The following is a 21,466-nucleotide window of genomic DNA, read 5'->3' on the forward strand; positions in this document are numbered from 1 at the left end:
GGCGCGGGATGGAGAATTTCGAAATCCACCCCGTCCCAGGTCCAGCGCTGGCCTGCTTCGCAGCGCCGGTTCGGGCGGACGGCCTGCAGCGGATGGGTGGCTTCGATCGAACTCAGGACTTCGGCCTGGGGCTGCATGGCGAGCACCGCGGCCGCGCCGCCGGTGTGGTCGCTGTCGCGGTGGCTCAGCACAAGCATGTCCAGCCGTTCGCCCAGTGCACGCAGCAAGGGCACCAGCACGCGATGGCCGGCGTCGCTCTCCAGGCTGTAGCGCGGGCCGGCGTCGTACAGCAGGCTGTGCGCTGCGGTGCGCACGAGAACCGCGTTCCCCTGCCCGATGTCGGCCGCAAGCAGTTCGAACTGCCCGGCGGGGGCCGGGGCGCCTGCCACAGCAGCACAGGCAACAGAAGTGGCAGGCCGACCAAACGCAGCGACCACGGCAGGCGCATGGCCAGCAGCACCCCGCCCGCCACACCGAAGCCGGCCATCCACACTGGGGAGCGGCCATCGACAGCGTGGCATAGGGCAAGGCGGCAAGCCACTTCAGCAGCACGGCCAGCGCCTGCACGGCCCACGCGGCAAGGTCCCAAAGAGGCGGCACAGCGGCCCCCAGCATCGCCAACGGCGTGATCACGAGCGTCACCCACGGAATAGCGACCGCGTTGGCCAGCAGGCCCACTACCGACACCTGCTGAAAAAGCAGCAGGCTCAGCGGGGTAAGAGCCAGCGTGATCACCCATTGCTCGCGAAAAAACGCCAACAGCCGAAGCGATCGCCCGGTCGTCTCGCCGGCAGGCCTCATGAAGCCGGTCGTGAACAGCACGCCGACCGCGACGAAGCTGAGCCAGAAGCCCGCCTGCATCAGCGCCCAAGGGTCGATAGCCACCACCACCGCCGCGATCAGCAGCCACACATGCGGCCATGGCCAACGCCGCCCGGTAAGCCGCAGCAGCGCCGCTGTGGCCAGCATCCAGACTGTGCGCTGCGAGGGAACGCCCCAGCCGCTGAAGAGCGCATACAGCCCGGCCAACAGCACGCCGCCGACGAGTGCGGCCTGCGGCGCGGGAAAGCGCAGCATGAGCCATACGCTGCGCCGCCACGCCGCCCCCACCGCGTGCGCGGCGAGCCAAGCGAACATGGTGATGTGCAGGCCCGAGATCGACATCAGGTGCGCAACCCCGGTGGCGCGGAAGATGTCCCAGTCACCGCGGTCGATAGCGCCCTGGTCGCCAGTGACAAGGGCGGCAATCACGCCTGCCTGCCGTGCGTCGGTCACGCGTTCGAACACTGCATCGCGCACTGCTTCGCGCGCACGTTCGAGCGGGTGCAGCCATGTGGCTTGAAGGCGCATCGGTGCGGCATCGCGAGCGCCCGTTCGCACATAGCCGCTGGCGCGCACACCCTGCTCCCACATCCACAGCTCGTTGTCGAAACCATGCGGATTGAGGTTGCCGTGCGGCGCCTTCAGCCGCACCGTGAGGCGCCAGCGTTCACCCGCATGCAGCGGGGCCGCCGCGTCGACCGTTGCGCCGGCACGCCCTTCCGGCGCGCGCCCCCACAAGCTGGTGTCGTCGCGATACCAGCCGAGCGAAATGCGCACCGGCACACGAACCGAAGTTTCAACGCGCTCATCGGCCCAGCGGGCCGATTCGACATCGAGCCGGAAACGCGTGCCGCCTTCGTTGTGCTGGGGCATTTGCGCCACCACGCCGGTCACCTGGAGATTGCGCCCTTCGAGGGCCGGGTCCAATGCGCCATTCGCGTAGGCCACCGCCCGCCATCCCGCAAGCCCACCCCCGGCGAATGCGCCGAAGGCCAGGGCAACGAGCATCGGCAAATAAGACGTTCGCCGCCTGGAGAGCACAACCAATCCCGCAAGCCCAGCGAAGAACAAAGCCGCATAGAACGCCGCGCTCCATAGCCGCGCATGATGCAGCTGCAACGCCGCACCGACCAAGGTCCCGCCCAGCGCAGCAAAGGCCCAGGATCCGGCCATGACGCCATCCGACGCCCATGCGCGCGTCAACGGCAAACTCCAGAACACACGATGCAAGCCCTCCCCGGACCCACGCTCAATGGCGCGTTAATTGCTTGGTATCTGGGCTAGTATGCGTCTCACAAGAGACATCTTTTCGATGCAATCTCGCAGTACTGCACACAAAACGCATGTCCATTCACGCCGCACTCCACCACGTCACCCACTACAAATACGACCGCCTGGTGCAGTTGGGCCCGCAGGTCGTGCGGTTGCGTCCCGCGCCGCATTGCCGCAGCAACGTCATCTCGTATTCGCTCAAGGTCGAGCCGGCCGAGCACTTCGTCAACTGGATGCAGGACCCGTTCGCCAACTACCAGGCGCGGCTCGTGTTTCCCGAAAAGACGCGCGAGTTCAAGGTCACGGTCGACCTGGTGGTCGAGATGGCGGTCTACAACCCGTTCGACTTCTTCCTCGAGCCGCAGGCCGAGAACTTTCCGTTCAAGTACACCGCTTCGCAGGCCGAGGAACTCGCGCCCTACCTGGTCACCGAAGAAGCCACGCCGCTTGTTTCCGCCTACTTGGACAAGATCGATCGCAAGGAACAGCGCACCATCGACTTCCTGGTCGGCCTGAACCAGCAGGTCCAGAAAGACGTCAACTACCTGATCCGCATGGAGCCCGGCGTGCAGACGCCGGAAGAAACGCTCACCAACGGCAGCGGCTCGTGCCGCGACTCGGGCTGGCTCTTGGTGCAGCTGCTGCGCCATTGCGGCCTGGCGGCGCGTTTCGTCTCGGGCTACCTGATCCAGCTGACCCCCGACGTGAAGGCGCTCGACGGCCCGAGCGGCACCACGGTCGACTTCACCGACCTGCACGCCTGGTGCGAAGTGTTCCTGCCCGGCGCGGGCTGGGTCGGCTTGGATGCCACCTCGGGCCTCATGGCCGGCGAAGGCCACATTCCGCTCGCCTGCACGCCCACGCCTTCGAGCGCGGCGCCCATCGAAGGCGGCGTCGACGAGTCGGAGGTCGAGTTCGGCCACGAGATGAAGGTCACGCGCATCTACGAATCGCCGCGCGTCACCAAGCCCTATACCGAAGAGCAATGGGCCGAAGTGCTCGCGCTCGGCGACGCGGTCGATGCGCGCCTGAAGGCCGGCGACGTGCGGCTCACCATGGGCGGCGAGCCCACTTATGTGGCCACCAGCGACCGCGACGCGCCCGAATGGAACACCGATGCGCTCGGCCCCACGAAGCGCGGCTATGCCACCGAGCTCGTCCACAGGCTGCGCGCGGAATACGGTCAGGGCGGCTTTCTCCACTTCGGCCAGGGCAAGTGGTACCCCGGCGAGCAGTTGCCGCGCTGGGCGCTGTCGATCTTCTGGCGCGCCGACGGCCAGACGCTCTGGCACAACCCCGAGCTCTTTGCCGACGAGCGCGTGCCCACGCACTACACGAGCGAAGACGCACGCCGCTTCACCACCGTGCTGGCGCACAAGCTCGGCATTACCGAGCGCTACGTCCAGCCCGGCTATGAAGACGTCTACTACTACCTGTGGCGCGAACGCAGGTTGCCGGTGAACGTCGACCCCTTCGAGTCGAAGCTGGACGACGAGCTCGAGCGCGTTCGCCTGCGCCGCGTGTTCACGCAAAAGCTCGACGCCGTCATCGGCTACATGCTGCCGCTCGAACCCGGCAACGCCGATGCCGATGCGCCCGCACTCGCAGGCCCGGGCTGGAAAACCGGCCCCTGGTTCCTGCGCGACGACCGGCTTTACCTGATTCCGGGCGACTCGCCCATGGGTTACCGGCTGCCGCTCGACTCGCAGCCCTGGGCCAGCAAGGGCGACTATCCCTACCTGGTCGAGCGCGACCCGACCGCACCGCGCGCCGCGTTGCCTACTTCAGCCGACTACCGCGCGCGTTACGCGGTACCTGCGGGCGGTGCAACGGGCGCCGACCTTGGCGCCGTGCCCTACGACTTCGGTGCCCCGCCCGCGGTGCCCGCCGCCTTGCGCATGCAGTCGCCCGGCGCCAGCGCAACCACGACCGGCGGTGCGGCGAAGGGCGATGCGGCGGCCGAAACCGCAGACCGCTCCGCGAACCCGGCCACCCGCCAGCCCTTGCGCGGCGAATCGGCCCACTGGGTCACGCGCACCGCGCTGTGCGTCGAAGTGCGCGACCCGCGCCGCGCCAACGGCCCGGCGGCCGAGAAAAAGGGCAGCGCCTCGGGCGTGCTGTACGTCTTCATGCCGCCGCTCGCGCGCCTGGAAGACTATCTCGACCTGGTCGCGGCCGTCGAAGCCACGGCCGAGCAACTCGGCATGCGCATCGTGATGGAAGGCTATCCGCCGCCGCGCGATCCGCGCCTGAAAATGCTGGCCGTCACCCCGGACCCGGGCGTGATCGAGGTCAACATCCACCCGGCCCACAACTGGAAGGAACTGGTCGACCACACCGAGTTTCTCTACAACGCCGCCTTCGAAACCCGCCTGTCGGCCGAGAAGTTCATGACCGACGGCCGCCACACCGGCACCGGCGGCGGCAACCACTTTGTGATGGGCGGCGCCACGCCGGCCGATAGCCCCTTCCTGCGCCGACCCGAGCTGCTGGCCAGCCTGCTGCTCTACTGGCACAACCATCCCTCGCTGAGCTACCTGTTCTCGGGCATGTTCATCGGCCCGACCAGCCAGGCGCCCCGAGTGGACGAAGCGCGCAACGACCAGGTCTACGAGCTTGAAATCGCCCTGAAGGAAATCGCGCGGAACCGCGAGATCCACGGCCAGAACATGCCGGCGTGGCTGGTCGACCGCACGCTGCGCAACATCCTGATCGACGTGTCGGGCAACACGCACCGCAGCGAGTTCTGCATCGACAAGCTCTACTCGCCCGATTCGAGCACCGGCCGGCTCGGCCTGCTCGAGCTGCGCGCGTTTGAAATGCCGCCGCATGCGCGCATGAGCATTGCGCAGCAGTTGCTGATCCGCGCCCTGGTCGCGCGCTTCTGGGACGATCCGTACAAGGCGCCCGTCACGCGCTGGGGCACCGAGCTGCACGACCGCTTCCTGCTGCCGACCTTCGTCAAGATGGACTTCGACGACGTGATCAGCGAAATGCGCCAGGCCGGTTTCGCGTTCGACATCGACTGGTTCGCGCCGCATTTCGAGTTCCGCTTCCCGCTGGTGGGCCAGGTGCAGGCCATGGGCGTGGAGCTTTCGCTGCGCAACGCGCTGGAGCCCTGGCACGTGATGGGCGAAGAGGGCTCGGCCGGCGGCACGGTGCGCTATGTCGATTCGTCGCTCGAACGCATCGAGGTGCGCGTCACCGGCCTGAACGAAAGCCGCCACGTGATCACCGTCAACGGCAAGGTGCTGCCGCTGCAGCCCACCGGGACCGTGGGCGAGTTCGTCGCGGGCGTGCGCTACAAGGCCTGGAACCCGCCCTCGGCGCTGCATCCGAGCATTGGCGCGCATGCGCCGCTCACCTTCGACATTGTCGACACCTGGATGAAGCGCTCGCTGGGCGGCTGCCAGTACTACGTCGCCCACCCGGGCGGACGCAACTACGACACCCTGCCTGTGAACGCCTATGAGGCGGAAAGCCGCCGCATGTCGCGCTTTGCGCGCATGGGCCATACGCCCGGCCTGATGCGCACGCCGCCGGCCACCATCGAGCTCGCGGGCAGCCGCGAATTCCCGTTCACCCTCGATTTGCGGCGGTGAAAGGCCTTAAAGGGACGCAAGGGGACATTTAGCACATCGCCCGCCACCTCACCCGGTGACGGCAATGTGACAATCCATCCCCTGTGGAACCTTTGAACGAATCCCTGTTCGACGCCCAGGCGCTGGAATTTCCAGCCGCCCTGGCGTCGGCGCTCGCCCCGGCCGCCCTGCCCGGCCACTTCGACGAACTGCGCGGAGAAGCCACGCCCGCAGTGCCGCCGCGCCAGGTCACCGGCGCAGCGCCGGCCGTGGCCGCGCCGCCGGCGCTCTACGACGCGGCGGCCGAGCGCTCCGCGCCTCTGCAGAACCCGTCGCAGGCCCAATCCCAGACGCAGACACAGACCCAGGTTCTCCAGCAGCCGCAGCCCTCCAACGAGAAGCCGCCCCTCACGCCGGCCTGGAACGCATTCTTCGAGCAGCTCGGCCCGGGCGGGTTCGGCGACCTACCGCGGCGGGCGGTCAACCTGGAGCGGCAGATCCGCGACAACGGCGTTACCTACAACGTCTACGCCGACGCCAACGGGCCGCAGCGCCCGTGGTCGCTCGACCTCTTCCCGCTGATCGTCTCGCCCGAAAGCTGGAACCAGATCGAAACCGGCGTGCTGCAACGCGTGCGCGTGCTCGACCGCGTCATGGCCGATGTCTACGGCCCGCAGCAACTGCTGAGCGAAGGCCTTCTGCCGCCGGCGCTGGTGCGCGGGCACCCCGGTTACCTGCGCGCGCTGCACGGCGTGAAGCCGCCGGGCGACACCTGGCTGCACATTGCGGCTTTCGACCTCGCCCGTGGACCCGATGGCAACTGGTGGGTGGTGTCGCAGCGCACGCAGGCGCCTTCGGGCCTGGGCTATCTGCTCGAGAACCGCCTCGCCATCACGCGCCAGTTTCCTCAAGCCTTCGAGGCGCTGCATGTGCAGCGCCTGGCCGCCACCTACAGCGCCATGATGGACGGCCTGCAGCGCATGTGCCCGGCCGGCGTGCCGCCGCACATTGCGCTGCTCACGCCGGGCCCCTACAACGAAACCTACTTCGAGCACGCATACCTTGCGCGCTATCTCGGCGTGACGCTGGTCGAGGGCAGTGACCTCACGGTGCGCGACCAGCGGCTCTACCTCAAGACACTGCAGGGCCTGCGCCCGGTGCACGGACTCATCAAGCGGCTGGACGACCAGTTCCTCGATCCGCTCGAACTGCGGCCGGATTCCACGCTCGGCGTACCGGGCTTGCTGCAGGCCATTCGGGCCGGCAACGTGCTGGTGGCCAACATGCCGGGTTCGGCGTTTCTCGAATCCCCCGCGCTGCTGGGCTTCTTGCCAGGCCTCGCGCGTCGCCTCATCGGCGAAAAGCTCAAGCTGCCCGCGCTGCCAACCTGGTGGTGCGGCGAGCGTGCCGCGCTCGAGGCGGTGCTGCCGCAGCTGGGCGAATGCGCCATCAAGCCGACCTACCCCGGGTTCGACGGGCAGACCAGCTTCGACGCGGTGCTCGGCAGCGAACTGAGCCGGCGCCAGCTCGACGAATGGGCCGGCCGCATCGTGCGCGACGGCGAAGCCCACACCATCCAGAGCTACCTGCCACTGTCGCAGATGCCCACCTGGGCCAATGACCTGGGGCCGGGCCACATTGCGCCGCGCGCGGTGCTGCTGCGCGTCTTCGCGGTGAGCGACGGCGCGCAGTCGTGGCGCGTGCTGCCCGGCGGGCTGGCGCGGCTTGCCGGCCGCGATGCGCAAATCGCCTCCATGCAGCGCGGCGGCAGCAGTGCCGACGTATGGGTGCAAACGCACGGCGAAGTCGACCGCACCACGCTGCTGCAGCCGCATGCCACGCCGGCTTCGCTCGCGCGGCACCGGGCGCCGGTTACCAGCCGCGCGGCCGAGAACATGTTCTGGCTCGGCCGCTACACCGAGCGGGCGGAAAACGCGGTGCGGCTCGCGCGCCTCACGCTCAACCTGCTGGGCAGCGAAGACCAGTCGTCGCGCCCGCTGCTCGAATGGCTGCATCGGATGGCCTTGCGCAATGCGCTGGTGCCGGCGGGCGTGCCCAGCGCGCCGCAATCGCGCCGGGTGTTCGAGCGCGCACTGATTGCCGAGCTCGGCGACGTGGAGCGCGGCGGCAGCGTCGGCTTCAGCCTGCGCTGCATCCGGCAGGCCGCCGCCGCGGTGCGCGAACGACTCTCGCAGGACAACTGGAACCAGATCGTGCGCACCGAAGCCGAGTTTCTGCGGCGTGCCGCCGAGCAGGCCGGCGAAGGCAGCTTTGCCACCGGTGCAGCGCTGCGCGCGCTCGAATCCGCAAGCACCGCATTGGCCGCCATGACCGGCGCACAGACCGACCGCATGACGCGCGACGACGCATGGCGCCTGCTGTCGATCGGCCGCCACATCGAGCGGCTGGGCTTTTTGTCGAACGCACTGGAGGCCGGCTTCGAGAACGATGCCGTGCACGAGGTGAGCGGCTTCGAGGCCATGGTGGCGCTGTTCGACAGCACCATCACCTTCCACGCGCGCTACCAGCAGCGGCGCGACGTGGCCACGCTGGTCGACCTGCTGGTGCTCGATGCCGAGAACCCGCGCTCGCTTGCGTGGGTCACGCAAACGCTGCGCGGGCGCATTGCGCGCCTTGCGGGCAGTGCGCCCGGCAAGCTCACCGCGCTGTCTTACGAACTGCCCGACCCCGCAACCTGGACGCTCGAGCATCTGTGCGCCACCGGCGCCGATGCCGACTACCCCGCACTGGTCCAGCTTCTCGCCAGCTGCGAGACGGCGGCCTACCATGTGTCCGACGCCATCGGCACGCGCTATTTCACGCTCACGTCGGAATCGCTGCGTTCGGTCGGCGCCTGAACACGCTCTTTTTTGAAGGAGGCCGCAACATGCTTGCCAACCGCCGCATCGCGTTCACTGCCGCCCTTGCCGCCTTTGCGGCGCTTGCGCTGGCCGGCTGCGGCAAGCAGGAGCCCACCACCGCCGCTACGGCCACGCCTCCGCCCGCGGCGGCCCGGGTGCTGGTGGTCGGCACCGATGCCGCCTACACCCCCTTCGAGTCGCAGAACGAAAAAGGCGAGATCGTCGGATTCGACATCGAGGTGGTCAAGGCGATCGCGGCCAAGGTCGGCTTCGAAGTGAAGTTCGTCAACACGCCGTGGGAAGGCATCTTCAACGCGCTCGACCAAGGCGACCGCGACCTGCTGGTGTCGGCCATCACCATCACCGGCGAGCGCCGCCAGACCATGGACTTTTCGAAGCCCTACTTCGAAGCCAGGCAACTCATCGCGGTCAGGCGCGATGCACAGGTGACTAGTTTCGAAGACATCAAGGCCATGAAGGTCGGCGTGCAGAACGGCACCACGGGCGACGAAGTGGTGGGCAAGCTGCAGGGCAAGTCGAGCGGCAACATCAAGCGCTTCGAGTCCACGCCGCTCGCGCTCAAGGAGCTCGAAGCCGGCGGTGTACAAGCCGTGGTGGCCGACAACGGCGTGGTGGAGCACTACCTTGCCAACAACCCCGGCGGCGGCTTCAAGACGGTGAGCGATGCCGCCTTTCCGGTCGAGCAATACGGCATTGCGGTCAAGAAAGGCAATGCGGAACTCCTGGCCAGGATCAACAAGGGCCTCGACGACATCAAGGCCGACGGCAGCTACGACAAGATCTACGCGGCGCATTTCGGCGGCGCGCCGAAGCTGCCCCAGCAGGAACCCCATGCTTCTTCACGTCACGCACGAAACCCGCTACGAGTATTCGCCCCCGGTCGAAACGGCGCAGCACCTGGCCCACCTGAAGCCGCTGGCCACCTCTTCGCAGCGGCTGGTGAGCCACAAGCTCGCCATAGAACCCCAGCCCGCGCAGCGCAACGAGCTGCCCGACGTGTACGGCAACACCCGCGCGTTCTTTGCGCTCGAAGCCACGCACGACAGCCTCGTGGTCACCGCCGAAAGCGTGGTCGAAACCTCCGAGCCCGTGCTTTCTCCGGCCGTGGCGCGCGACCTGCCCTGGGAGGCCGTTCGCGAGCGTTTCCGCTACCGCAAGGACGCCACCTTCGATGCGGCTTCGGAGTTCGTTTTTCCGTCGCCCTACGTGCCCCGCCACGACGACTTCGCGGCCTACGCGCGCGCAAGCTTCGCGCCTGAACGGCCGACTTTCGACGTGGCGATGGACCTCACCGAGCGCATGTACCGCGACTTTGCCTACGAGGCCGACAGCACCGAGATCAGCACGCCCGCGGTCGAGGCGCTCGCCCAGCGCAAGGGCGTGTGCCAGGACTTCGCCCACATCATGATTGCCTGCTTTCGCATGATGGGCCTGCCCGCGCGCTACGTGAGCGGCTACCTGCTCACGCAGCCACCACCGGGCCAGCCGCGGCTGGTGGGCGCCGATGCCTCGCACGCCTGGGTGTCGGTGTACCTGCCCGGCGAAGGCGACGGCCCCGAAAGCGCCGGCGGCTGGGCCGAGTTCGATCCCACCAACGGCCGGCAGCCGGGCGAAGACTACGTCGCGCTTGCCATCGGCCGCGACTATTCCGACGTGTCGCCCATGCGCGGCGTGCTGCATGGCGGTGCGCGCCACACGCTCAAGGTGGGCGTGACGGTGCAACCCATTGAAGAGCTGCGCACGCAGGCTGCGGAAGCGGCGCAGTGACAAACACAGACGCAAACACAGACGCAATCACAGACACAATCGCAGATTCAATCGCAACCCTCGGACAAGGATCTCCAATGAGCGTTTACGACAAGCTTTCCAGCCTCGGCATCACCCTGCCCCCGGTCGCCGCCCCCGCCGCGGCCTATGTGCCCTTCGTGCGCACCGGCAACCTCGTTTTTCTTTCGGGCCATATCGCCAAGAAGGACGGCAAGGTCTGGACCGGCCAGCTCGGCGCCAACGTCAGCACCGAAGAAGGCAAGCAGGCCGCGCGCGCCATTGCCATCGACCTGCTGGGCACGCTGCATGCGGCCGTGGGCGACCTGAACAAGATCACGCGCATCGTCAAGGTGATGAGCCTGGTCAACTCCGTCGGCACATTCACGGAGCAGCACCTGGTGACCAACGGCGCGAGCGAGCTGTTTGCCGAAGTGTTCGGCGCCGAGAAGGGCTCGCATGCGCGCAGCGCGTTCGGCGTGGCACAAGTGCCGCTGGGCGCCTGCGTCGAGATCGACCTGGTCGCCGAAGTCGGCTGACCGGCTCCCGCAGAGGCTGCGACAGCCATGAGCGTGCAGGCCCTGCGCTCGTCCTTCGGGAACAACTGCCACTGGTGCGGCCTGCCCATGGATTTTGCGGAGCCTCGCAGCACGCCTGATTCGGCCACCATCGAGCACCTGAACGACTCGACGCTCGGCGGCGTTCGCAAGCAGAAGCACCGGCGCCTTGCGCACGCCATCTGCAATCACACGCGCAACGAGTTCAAGCTGCAGGCCGAGCGGAATTTCCAGCGCTGGATTGCCGAGCGGGTCGAACTCGTCCGCCTCGTTCGCGTTGCGGATCCGGCCACCGCTATGCCGTCGGCTGAGACGAGCCCCGCACCACCAGTTGCCCCGGCAGCAGCAGCTGGCGCGGCGCCGCATCCAGCCCCTGCAGCCGCTCGATCAGGCAGGTAGCGGCACAGCGGCCGATAGCATCGGTGGGCTGTGCCACGGTGCTCAGGCCGGGGCCGATCAGCGAGGCCCATTCGGGATCGTCGAAGCCGACGAAGCCCAACTCCTGCCCGAAGTGCCAGCTCAGGCGCGCCATGGCCTGTGCGACACGCAGCGTGACCACCGCATTTCCCGCGACCACCGCCGCACGGCGTCCGCGCTTTGCGCGCCGATGCAAGGCGCGCAAGGCTTCGTCCAGCGCATCGCTTTCTCCCTCGACGCTTTCGAACACCTCGCCCGCCACGCGCGGCTCGTGCGCGGCCACGCAGGCACGGAAGGCGGCGGTGCGTTCGCGCCGCGAGCTCACGCCCTTTTGCGGCTCGGTCACGTAGAGCAGTTCGCGATAACCGCCTTCGACCAGATGGCCGCAGGTGTCGCGCATCGCCGAATGGTTGTCGAGCGAGACGAAATCGGTGTGCATGCCGGCATGCCGGCGGTCGACCAGCACCGCGGGCTTGCCGTGCAGCGTGACCGCATCGACCACGTTGCTGCCGCGCCCCAGCGTGTTGAGAATGAAGCCGTCGACCTGGTAGCCCGCAAGCGCATCGATGGCCTCGCGTTCGCGTTCGCTCTCGTTGCCCAGGTTGAACAGCATCACCAGGTAGCCCGCGTCCTGGCAGGCCTTCTCGGCACCGCGCAGCACGGCTACCGAATACGGGTTGGTGATGTCCGCCACGATCAGGCCGATGAGGCGCGAGCGACCGTGGCTCAGCGCCTGTGCCATGGGGCTGGGCGTGTAGGCCAGCTTGGCGATGGCTGCCTCGACGCGCGCCGCGATGTCGCGGCTCAAGAGGCGCTCGCGGTGGTTGAGAAAGCGCGAGACGGTGGCTTTGGAGACGCCTGCGGCTTCGGCGACGTCGGCAATGGTGGCGCGCCCGCTCGGATTCATGGATTTGCTCCTTCCCCCTTTGGGGGAAGGTTGGGATGGGGGCAGGCAGAGCGCGAAATGGATTCGCCGCTTGCCCCCACCCCTGCCCTCCCCAGCGGGGAGGGAGAAAATCCTCGAGGGCTTCATGCGCCCGCCGTGTCGTACGGCGCGGTCGGTTTCTCGCCGGCCAAGACCTGCAGAAGATTGGTCGTTGCCAGCTCAGCCATCGCATGCCGCGTCTCATGCGTCGCCGAACCGATGTGCGGCAGCGGCGTCACGCGCGAATGCGTGCGCAGCGGCGAATCGGCCGGCAGCGGCTCTTTCGCGAACACGTCCAGGCCCGCGGCGCGCAACGTGCCGTGGTCGAGCGCGTGCAGCAATGCGGTTTCGTTCACCGTAGCGCCACGGCCGCCATTGATGAAAGACGCCCCCGGCTTCATGCGCGCGAAGAAGCCGGCATCGATCATGCCGCGCGTCGCGTCGGTGAGCGGCAGCATCGCCAGCACGATGTCCGACCGCGAGAGCAGGTCGTCAAGCGGTGTATGGGTTGCGCGGCCCTGCAGCTCGGGCGCCTGCGCGGCCAGGTCGACGGGCCGGCGCGAGTGGTAGAGCACCGGCATGCCGAAACCCAATGCCGCGCGCCGGGCCACGGCCTGGCCGATGCGGCCAAAGCCGAGAATGCCGAGCGTCTTGCCGTGCACATCGGTGCCGAAGAACTCTTCGCCGATGTTCTTGGTCCAGCGCCCTTCGCGCACGAGGTTCGAGAGCTCGACGACGCGGCGCTGCGTGGCCATCAGGATGGAGAACACCGAGTCGGCCACCGTCTCGGTCAGCACGTCGGGCGTGTGGCACAGCACGATGCCGCGCTTGTGCAGCTCCGCCAGCGGATAGTTGTCGACGCCGACCGACACGCTCGAGATCACCTTGAGCTGGGGCGCCGCATCGAGCAGTGCGGCGTCGATGTTGTAGCTCGAACCGATCAGCCCGTTCGCGGTGCCGAGCGCGGCGCCAAAGGCCTCCGGCTCCTTGCGCGGATCGGCAACGGACACATGGTGTGCGGCCTGCAGGCGCGCGAGTTGGTCTTCGGGCAGCGCCCTGAAGACAAGCACGTTCTTCTTGTCGGTCATTGTCAGAGTCCTGCTTCTTCGAGTTCGGCGCGCGTTGGCAAGCCTTCGGTATCGCCCAGCACCTGCACCGCGCGTGCGCCAATCCAGGCACCGCGGCGCACGGCCTCGGGCACGCTCTTGCCTTCGAGCAATGCGCTCACCACGCCGGCCGCAAAGCCGTCGCCCGCGCCCACGGTGTCGACCACTTCCTTCACCGGAAAGCCTTCGATGCGTCCGGTGCCCGCCACGTCGCTGTCGTAGTACGCGCCTTCGGAACCGAGTTTGACCACCACCAGCTTCGCACCGCGCTCACGATAGAAGCTGGCCACGTCTTCAGGCTGGGTGTGGCCGGTGAGCAGCAGGCCCTCTTCGATGCCCGGCAGCACCCAGTCGGCACGCGAGGCCAGCTCGTTGATCCAGTGGCGCATGGTGTCGGTCGACGGCCACAGCGTAGGCCGCAGGTTGGTGTCGAACGAGATGGTGCGGCCGGCCGCGCGCATCACGTCCATCGTCTTGAGGGCGGCCTGCAGGCTGGTGTCGGAAATGGCCGGGAACACGCCCGTGGCGTGCAGGTGGCGCGCCGAACGCAGCCAGGCTTCATCGACATCGGCAGGGCCCATGTGGCTCGCGGCCGAGCCCTTGCGGTGGTATTCGACCGGCGGATCGCTGCCGTCGGTGACCCGGCCCTTGAACTGGAAGCCGGTGCGCTGCGCGGGGTCGCAGATCACGTGCGAGCAGTCGATGTCCTCGGCCTTCATCGTTGCAATCAGATAGCGCCCCATCGAGTCCGTGCCCAACCGGCTGGCCCAGCCCACCTTGAGGCCGAGACGCGAAAGGCCGATGGCCACGTTGGTTTCGGCGCCGGCGGTGCGCTTGTGAAACGCCTCTGCGTTTTCCAGTGGGCCGGGCCGGTCGGCCACGAGCAGCAGCATGGCTTCGCCGAACAGGGCAACGTCGAAAGCGGTCGGTTCAGTCATGTATTTCTAGGCTCGCGCGGAGCGGATGAAATCGATTTGCGTGCGTGCGACGGCCATCAGGTCGTCCCCCACCAGAGGGTATTCGATGGCATGCGGCACGTCGGCCGGCAGCGCGCGCAGCACCGCGCGCCATGGCGCGGCCGAGTCGCCCAGCGGCACCGCCACCCACTTGTGCGCGAGGCGCTGCGCGCCCTTGCAATGCACGTAGCGAACGCGATGCGCCAGCGCCTGGGCGGCCTGCAGCGGGCATTCGCCCAGCCAGTGCCAGTTGCCCATGTCGAAGGTCATGCCGAGTTCGACGCCGGCCTTGTCGGCCGCGTCGAAGAAAGCCTGCAGCGCGGGCAGCGTGCCGGCGCGCACGGTCTGGTCGTTTTCGATCAGCAGTTCGACACGGGTTTCCGCGAGCTGCACCTTCAGGCCCCACAGCGACCCGTGCGACGACGGGCGAAAGTCGCCGATCGACATCTTGAGCCGCCTGACGCCCAGCCTGGTTGCGGCCGCAATGCCGCGCGCCAAGGCTGCGCTGTCGAGCCAGCCGCCTTCGGCCCAGAGCCCTTCTGGGCTGGAATACACGGAGGCCAGCCCCGCGAGCGAGGGCAGTTCCGCCTCGGGGTTGCGCAGCATCTCGCCGCGCACCTCGACCGAATCGGCCCCGGCCTCGAGCGCCAGTTGCGAGCACCAGAGCTGGCCATGCCGGCCCACCTCGGCCGCACCGAAGGACGACAGAGAAATGAGTACCTGAAAAGACATCAGTGGGCCTGGTGCGAGCTCAGGATCTGGCCGAGGAACTGGCGCGTTTTCTCGTTCTGCGGATTGCTGAAGAATTCCTGCGGCGGCGCCTGCTCGACGATCTTGCCCTCGGCCATGAAGATCACCCGGTCGGCCACGCTGCGGGCAAAGCCCATTTCGTGCGTGACGCACAGCATGGTCATGCCGTCTTCGGCCAGGCCGATCATGGTGTCGAGCACTTCCTTGACCATCTCGGGGTCGAGCGCCGAGGTGGGCTCGTCGAACAGCATGATCTTGGGCGTCATGCACAGCGCGCGCGCAATGGCCACGCGCTGCTGCTGCCCGCCGGAGAGCTGGCTCGGGTACTTGTTGGCCTGCTCCGGAATGCGCACGCGCGTGAGGTACTTCATGGCCACCTCTTCCGCCTGCGCCTTGGTCATGCCGCGAGAGCGCATGGGCGCGAGCGTGCAGTTTTCCAGAATGGTGAGGTGCGGAAACAGGTTGAACTGCTGAAACACCATGCCCACTTCGGCACGCACCGCATCCACGTTCTTGCCGCCGGCCGTCAGGTCGATGCCGTCGACCACGATGCGGCCCTTCTGCACCGTTTCGAGCCGGTTGATGCAGCGGATGAGCGTGGACTTGCCCGAGCCTGAAGGCCCGCAGATCACGATGCGCTCGCCCTGGCGCACCGACAGGTCGATGCCGGTCAACACCTGGAATTCACCGTACCACTTGTTGACCGCTTCCATGCGGATGATCGATTCCGTCGTCATGCCAGGATTCCTTTTTCTTCTTCAGCCCTTGCGGTTCACTGCATCTTCGGCAGGTCGGCCTGCAGCCACTTCTGGTAGAGCTTGTTGAGCTCGCCATTGGCGATGTTCTTGGCAACGAATTCGTTGACCGCCTTGTGCAGCTCTTCCTGGCCCGGACGCATGGCAATGCCCATCGATTGCTGCACCAGCGTGAACTTGTTTTCGTAGCTCCCGGCGGGCACGCGCTTGGCAATTTGCGCGGCCACGGTCACCGAGCAGCCGATGGCATCGACCTGGCCCGAGATCAGCGCCTGCATGGCCGAGGCATCGTCGTCGAAGCGGCGGATTTCGGTGCCTTCGGGCGCGGCCTTGGTCACGGCCACGTCTTGCGTCGAGGCGCGGGCCACGCCCACGCGCAGGCCCTTCAGGTCGGCTGCAGCCTTGATGGGCGTCTTGGTGGCGCCGTACAGCACGATGGTGGCGGCTGCATAGGGCTGCGAAAACTGCACCTGCTTGGCACGCTCGGGCGTGATGGCCAGCGAAGCGACCAGCACGTCGACCTTGTTGGTCAGCAGGAACGGAATGCGGTTGGGGCCGGTCACCGGCACGATGTTGGCCTTGACGCCCCACTCCTTCGCGAGCAGCTTGGCCACGTCGGCATCGTAGCCGTCGGGCTGGTTCTGCGCGTTGGTGGTGCCATAGGGCGGAAAGTCGACCAGCATGCCGATGGTGATCTCGCCCTTCTTCTTGATGTCGGCCACGGATTGGGCCGATGCAAAGGGTGCGAACATGGTGAGCGCGGCGCCAAGGCCAAGGGCTGCCAGCGCAATGCGGCGGGTGGTGGTACGGGTCATTGGATGTGTCTCCTGAAAATAAGAAGGAAGCGACGAGAAGAGAGAAAAAAAAATGATCAGCGTGCGAGCGCCTGTGCGCGCTTGCGCTCCATGCGCCCGGCCAGCAATGAAAGCGGCCAGCAGATCGCAAAGTAGATGGCGGCCACCACCGAGAACACGATGAGCGGCTGGAAGGTGGCGTTGTTGACAATTTGCCCGGCGCGCGTTACCTCCACGAAGCCGATGATGGCTGCGAGCGAGGTGCCCTTGATGATCTGCACGAGATAGCCAACCGTTGGCGCCAGCGCAATCTTGAAAGCCTGCGGCAGCACCACGTCGCGCATGCGCGCGCTGTACTTGAGGCTCAACGCCTCGGCGGCTTCCCACTGGCCCCGCGGAACCGCCTCGATGCAGCCGCGCCAGATCTCGCCGAGGAAGGCCGCGCTGTTGAGGATGAGCGCCACGCCCGCGGCAACCCACGGGTTGATGTCCAGCCCCAGCACCGGCGCGCCGAAGAACACCAGAAACAGCTGCAGCAGCAGCGGCGTGCCCTGGAAGATCTGGATGAAGGTGGTCGATACGCCGCGTGCCCACGCCGATTCGGACGTGCGCATGAGCGCAATGATCAAACCGAGGATTGCGCCGCCGACGAATGCAATGGCCGAGAGCGCCAGCGTCCACTTGGCCGCTTCGAGGATGAACAGGAATTCGGGAAAACCGAAGGTACGCATGATGGGTCTTGCTCCGTCCGCAGCGAATTACCGGCGGTCCGGATAGTTGAGCGTGCGCTTGTAGATCAGCTTGAACATGGCCGAGAAGGCCAGTGCCAGCGCGAGGTAGATGGCAGCCACCACGATGTAGATCTCGAAGCTGCGGAAGGTCTGCGACTGCAGGTTGGCGGCCACCGAGGTCAGGTCGTCGGCCGAGATGACCGACACCACGGCCGAGCTCAGCATCAGCAGGATGAACTGGCTCGTGAGCGCCGGGTAGATGGCCTTGAGCGCGGGCTTGATGATCACGAAGCGGAAGATCTCCCAGGGCTTGAGGTTGAGCGCCCTGCCCGCCTCGATCTGCCCCTTGGGAATCGACTCGATTCCCGCGCGGATGATTTCGGTCGCATACGCGCCGAGGTTCACCACCATGGCCACCAGCGCGGCCGTTTGCGGCGACCAGCGCAGGCCGATGGCCGGCAGCGCGAAGAAGAAAAAGAACAGCTGCACCAGGAAAGGCGTGTTGCGGATGACCTCGATGTACGCGTTGATGACAAAGCGCAGCCAGCCCGGCCCCGAGGTCTTGCCCCAGGCGCAGAAGATGGCGACCACCAAGCCGATCAGCGTGGCGGAAAGCGAAAGCTGAATCGTGATCCAGGTGCCCTTGAGCAGCAGCGGCCAGGCAGCGAAGACGGCGTCGAATTGAAACTGGTAGTTCATGGTTGCGAGCACGGGCGTTGCCGTGCGCATGCCTCGAAAGCAATGCTTGCAGCTTATATGAAACCGGTTTCAGAACGGCTTAGGGATTCCCCTAGGTAGGCACCTCCTGCCTACACTGGAGCGATGTCCAATACACCCACAGCGCCCGCCGTGCAGCATTTCAGGCAAGCCCTGCTCTGGCCCTTGCGGCTGATGCCGGCGCCCGATGCCAAGCCGGCGCACCACGGTCCGTGGCACCTGCTGCGCGAGATGGGCGATGCATCGCCCTGGCGCGAGGAGATCGACGAATACACCGGCGACAGCAGCCGCTTTCACGAGCGGCACTACAACGAGTTCGTGAGCTTCCTGCCGTATGTGCAGCGCTTCCTGTACGGCGAGGGCCGCTCCAAGGGCAAGAGCGGCGAAGAAGGCGGCAACGACGGCGACTCGCCGATGCGCATCTTTAGGCGGCGCGACGTTGCGGCCGTGCGGATGGTGCCGCAGGCCGGCGACGCGCCCATCACGCTCGACGTGGTGCATTGCGACCTGTACTTTTTCTTCGACATCGACGTGGTGCTGCTCAACCTGGAAGTCGGCGCGGACAACCTGAGCCTTGCGCAGGCGCAAGACCTGCTCTACCGCTTCGGCCGCGCCTACCCTGCCGGCTGGAGTGCCGACGGCAACGCGCTGCATTGCATGGCCAGCGTCGAGTGGCTGGCCGCCGACGGCAGCGTGCTCGCACGATCGGATGCGCAGCAGCGCGACGCATTTCTCTCGCACGTGGCCGAGCATCGCGCGCCGCGCATTTCGGCCCACTGGGCCTACCTGATGCAGCCGCTGGTGAGCGACCATTCCGACGACCCGGGCGTGCTGCGCTACCGGCAGATCGAGTACTACCGCATGCCAGTAATGGCATACCTTTCGCTCGATGACCCGAAGCGCCTCTCGCGCAACGATTTCATCCGGCTTGGCCTGGTCACCGGCGCCGCCGAGGCCGATGCGGCGCGGGATGCCCACCTGCCCTATGCGGAGCAGCACCTTGCAGACTTCGAACACAAGTACTGCTACGACCGCTTCTGGGTCGATGCCGGCGCGGCGCCGAACACTCGCTATCTCTGCAACGGCCATGCGCTGATCGTGGTGGGCGATGCCCGCTCGGAGTTCTTCTGCTGCCGCGACCGCGGCGTGCTCGCGCAGTTCAGGCACCAGCACTTCCTGCTGTTTCTGATCGCGCACTTCCAGAAGGCATCGCTCCTGATGTTCTCGGACCAGCTGGTGGAGGCGCTCAAGCGGCTAGACATTCGCAGCACGCCGAGCGTGAAGCAGTTCAAGCGCGCCATCCGTTCGAGCTTCGAGCGCTTTCTGCGCTTCACGCATCGCTACTGGTTCCACGAAATTTCGGAGCAGGCGCAGGTACGCGCGCTCTCTCACATGTGCACCACGCACCTCGGGCTCGATCCGCTCTACGACGAGGTCAAGTCGCGCATCGCCGACATGAACACGTATCTCGATGCCGACAGCCTGCGCCGGCAGGCGAGCACGGTGGTGCGGCTCACGGTGGTCACGCTGTTCGGCCTGATTGGCACCGTGACAACGGGCTTTTTGGGCATGAACCTGCTGGCCGAGGCCGACGCACCGCTGTGGCGCAAGGCGATCTGGTTCGGCGTGGTGTTCGTCTTCACGACCTGGCTCACGATCTACACGATGGTGAAGTCTCAGCGCCTGTCGGACTTCATCGATGCGCTGTCCAACGATCGGCTGGGGTTTCGCGGGAAACTCAGTGCGCTGGCGCGGGTTTGGCGGTCTGGGGCTGATTGATCTTCACGTGTGCGTTGTTCAGGGCGGCGCCCCCGCCGACGGGGTACCTTACTCCGCGAATGTCCCCGGCCTGCGGCCTCCTCCTTTATTTCGCTGCGCAAGGCACCCCGCCAGCGGGCGCGTGATCCAGAGCAGTCGTTGATCGGCGGAACACCAGCAGCGTGCCCCGGTGCACAGGGCATCGGGTGCTCCACGCAGCGAAATAAAGGAGGAGGCGAAGCCGGGGGACATTCGCGGAGGGGAGTACCCGGTGGCCTTTGCACACGCCCAGAAAAAACCCAAAACCACACCTCAGAACTAAGATCTCCCCGCCCCGAAAAAAGCCCTATCAAATGCGCATAGCCCTAGTCTCCGACATCCACGGAAACCTCCCCGCACTCGAAGCCGTGGTCGAAGACATTGCCCGCCGCGGCGCAGATGCCATCGTCAACCTGGGCGACAGCCTCTCCGGTCCGCTGATGCCGGTGGAGACCGCACGCTTCCTGATGGCCCAGGACTGGGTCCATCTCGCGGGCAACCATGAACGCCAGCTGCTCACAACGCCCGCGGACAAGCGCGGCCCGTCTGATGCGTTTGCCCATGCCCGGCTCAGCACCAAGGAGTTCGAGTGGATTGCGTCACTCGGGCACAGCCTGCGCTTCAGTCCGGAAGTCCTGCTCTGCCACGGCACGCCCGCGAGCGACCTCGAATACTTTCTGGAGACCGTGGAGCCCACGGTGTTCCGCGCTGCCACGCAGGCGGAAATCGATGCGCGCCTCGGCCAGGTCGATGCGCAGCTTGTTGCCTGCGGGCATACACATGTGCCGCGTGTGGCGCGTGCATCCGGTGGGCAGTTGATCGTCAATCCGGGCAGCGTGGGCTTGCCTGCTTACGACGACATTCACCCATATCCGCACGCCGTGGAAACCGGCTCGCCGAACGCGCGCTATGCCATCGTGGAGCGGCACGAAAGCGGCTGGGCCTCCCGGTTGATCGCGGTGCCTTACGACCACACGGCGATGGCGGCACTGGCGCTGAAGAACGGCCGGCCGGACTGGGCCCATGCCCTTGCCACCGGACGCATGCCCTAGCGTCCTGGCGTCAGTCGCCGAACGCGATCTGCGCGCTAGCCACCGCCCGGATCGGCACATCAAAGCTCGTGATGTCCGACAGCGTGACGTTGTGGTGCGCGCGAATGAAGGCGCCCGTGGCGTGCGGCTTGTCATGGGAGGTGTGCGCATCAGCCGCAAGCACCACCTCGTAGCCCAGCGCGGCGGCACGCCGCACGGTGCTGTCTACGCAGAACTCCGATGAATAGCCGCAGATCACCACGCGCTGCACCGCATGGCCGGTCAGCCACGCTTCGAGCGGCGTGCGCAGGAACGCGTCGGAGGCGGTCTTGCGGATCTTCGTATCGCTCGCATCCACGTGCAACGTCTCGGCAAGTTGCCAGCGTTCGGAATCGAATTCCAGATCGATGGCGTTCTCGTGCTGGATGAAGGCCACCGGCACTCCTGCGGCGCGGGCACGCTCGGTCAGGGCATTGACCCGCTGCGCGACCTCGCCGGCTTCGTAAGGGCGCGGCAGATCGTCATAGAGGCCACGCTGCATGTCGATGATGAGAACGGCGGTTTTCATGATGGATGGAAAAGCAGAGCCTTGAACCGCCCGAGTATGAC

General features: G+C 66.7%; 15 protein-coding genes and 3 pseudogenes. 7 read left to right on the top strand and 11 right to left on the bottom strand.

Annotated features, from left to right (window positions below; genetic code table 11):
- Positions 1-155 precede the first annotated feature (155 nt).
- Together M0765_RS29620 and M0765_RS29625 are read right to left on the bottom strand one after the other, a co-directional pair.
- Positions 156-521: pseudogene (locus M0765_RS29620) on the bottom strand (MBL fold metallo-hydrolase); the annotation flags it as partial.
- Positions 481-1,995: pseudogene (locus tag M0765_RS29625) on the bottom strand (ComEC/Rec2 family competence protein); the annotation flags it as partial. The pseudogenes M0765_RS29625 and M0765_RS29620, both read right to left, overlap by 41 nt.
- Positions 1,996-2,165: 170 nt before the next feature.
- Between M0765_RS29625 and M0765_RS27980 the strand changes: the two are divergent.
- The 5 genes and pseudogenes from M0765_RS27980 (at position 2,166) to M0765_RS28000 (ending at position 10,860) form a co-directional block, all read left to right on the top strand.
- Complete coding sequence (locus M0765_RS27980) at positions 2,166-5,696, top strand: transglutaminase family protein (RefSeq protein ID WP_258507756.1); 3,531 nt, start codon at positions 2,166-2,168, stop codon at positions 5,694-5,696.
- Between the two features lie 83 nt (positions 5,697-5,779).
- Positions 5,780-8,533 carry a circularly permuted type 2 ATP-grasp protein gene (locus M0765_RS27985; RefSeq protein WP_258507759.1) on the top strand — a complete coding sequence of 918 codons (2,754 nt, stop codon included), beginning with the start codon at positions 5,780-5,782 and terminating at the stop codon, positions 8,531-8,533.
- Positions 8,534-8,562: 29 nt separating this feature from the next.
- Positions 8,563-9,369 (top strand): annotated as a pseudogene (locus M0765_RS27990) (basic amino acid ABC transporter substrate-binding protein); the annotation flags it as partial.
- 19 nt (positions 9,370-9,388) lie between these two features.
- Positions 9,389-10,324, top strand: a complete 936-nt coding sequence (locus M0765_RS27995) for a transglutaminase family protein (protein ID WP_258507760.1) — start codon at positions 9,389-9,391, stop codon at positions 10,322-10,324.
- A 77-nt stretch (positions 10,325-10,401) separates the two neighbouring features.
- Positions 10,402-10,860, top strand: coding sequence for a RidA family protein (locus tag M0765_RS28000; RefSeq protein WP_258507761.1), 459 nt, complete (start codon positions 10,402-10,404; stop codon positions 10,858-10,860).
- A 313-nt stretch (positions 10,861-11,173) separates the two neighbouring features.
- Here the strand turns inward: M0765_RS28000 and M0765_RS28005 are convergent, their stop codons facing one another.
- The 8 genes from M0765_RS28005 to M0765_RS28040 all read right to left on the bottom strand — a co-directional run bounded on the left by M0765_RS28005 (position 11,174) and on the right by M0765_RS28040 (position 18,011).
- Positions 11,174-12,202, bottom strand: coding sequence for a LacI family DNA-binding transcriptional regulator (locus tag M0765_RS28005; protein WP_258507762.1), 1,029 nt, complete (start codon positions 12,200-12,202; stop codon positions 11,174-11,176).
- Positions 12,203-12,324: 122 nt separating this feature from the next.
- A complete protein-coding gene (locus M0765_RS28010; protein WP_258507763.1) occupies positions 12,325-13,308 on the bottom strand; it encodes a 2-hydroxyacid dehydrogenase in 984 nt (327 codons plus the stop codon).
- A 2-nt stretch (positions 13,309-13,310) separates the two neighbouring features.
- Complete coding sequence (locus M0765_RS28015; protein ID WP_258507764.1) at positions 13,311-14,264, bottom strand: sugar kinase; 954 nt, start codon at positions 14,262-14,264, stop codon at positions 13,311-13,313.
- A gap of 6 nt (positions 14,265-14,270) precedes the next feature.
- Positions 14,271-15,014, bottom strand: a complete 744-nt coding sequence (locus M0765_RS28020; protein ID WP_258507765.1) for a sugar phosphate isomerase/epimerase family protein — start codon at positions 15,012-15,014, stop codon at positions 14,271-14,273.
- The gene (locus tag M0765_RS28025; protein WP_274708825.1) at positions 15,014-15,769 is read right to left on the bottom strand and encodes an amino acid ABC transporter ATP-binding protein; all 756 of its coding nucleotides are present in this window, start codon (positions 15,767-15,769) and stop codon (positions 15,014-15,016) included. The genes M0765_RS28020 and M0765_RS28025 overlap by 1 nt, the downstream gene beginning before the upstream one ends.
- Positions 15,770-15,804: 35 nt before the next feature.
- Positions 15,805-16,602 carry a transporter substrate-binding domain-containing protein gene (locus M0765_RS28030; protein WP_258507766.1) on the bottom strand — a complete coding sequence of 266 codons (798 nt, stop codon included), beginning with the start codon at positions 16,600-16,602 and terminating at the stop codon, positions 15,805-15,807.
- Positions 16,603-16,658: 56 nt separating this feature from the next.
- Complete coding sequence (locus tag M0765_RS28035) at positions 16,659-17,312, bottom strand: amino acid ABC transporter permease (protein WP_258507770.1); 654 nt, start codon at positions 17,310-17,312, stop codon at positions 16,659-16,661.
- Positions 17,313-17,339: 27 nt separating this feature from the next.
- The gene (locus tag M0765_RS28040; protein WP_126749056.1) at positions 17,340-18,011 is read right to left on the bottom strand and encodes an amino acid ABC transporter permease; all 672 of its coding nucleotides are present in this window, start codon (positions 18,009-18,011) and stop codon (positions 17,340-17,342) included.
- A 123-nt stretch (positions 18,012-18,134) separates the two neighbouring features.
- On the opposite strand from M0765_RS28040, the gene M0765_RS28045 reads away from it, so the two are divergent.
- Complete coding sequence (locus tag M0765_RS28045) at positions 18,135-19,808, top strand: CorA family divalent cation transporter (RefSeq protein WP_258507771.1); 1,674 nt, start codon at positions 18,135-18,137, stop codon at positions 19,806-19,808.
- 332 nt (positions 19,809-20,140) lie between these two features.
- Positions 20,141-20,878 (top strand): metallophosphoesterase family protein, encoded by a 738-nt coding sequence (locus M0765_RS28050; protein ID WP_258507773.1) that lies wholly within the window; start codon positions 20,141-20,143, stop codon positions 20,876-20,878.
- Positions 20,879-20,888: 10 nt separating this feature from the next.
- On the opposite strand, the gene M0765_RS28055 is transcribed toward M0765_RS28050, so the two are convergent.
- A complete protein-coding gene (locus M0765_RS28055; RefSeq protein ID WP_258507774.1) occupies positions 20,889-21,425 on the bottom strand; it encodes an isochorismatase family protein in 537 nt (178 codons plus the stop codon).
- Positions 21,426-21,466 lie beyond the last annotated feature (41 nt).

This window comes from Variovorax sp. S12S4 (assembly GCF_023195515.1).
In the GTDB taxonomy this organism is placed as follows: Bacteria; Pseudomonadota; Gammaproteobacteria; order Burkholderiales; family Burkholderiaceae_C; genus Variovorax.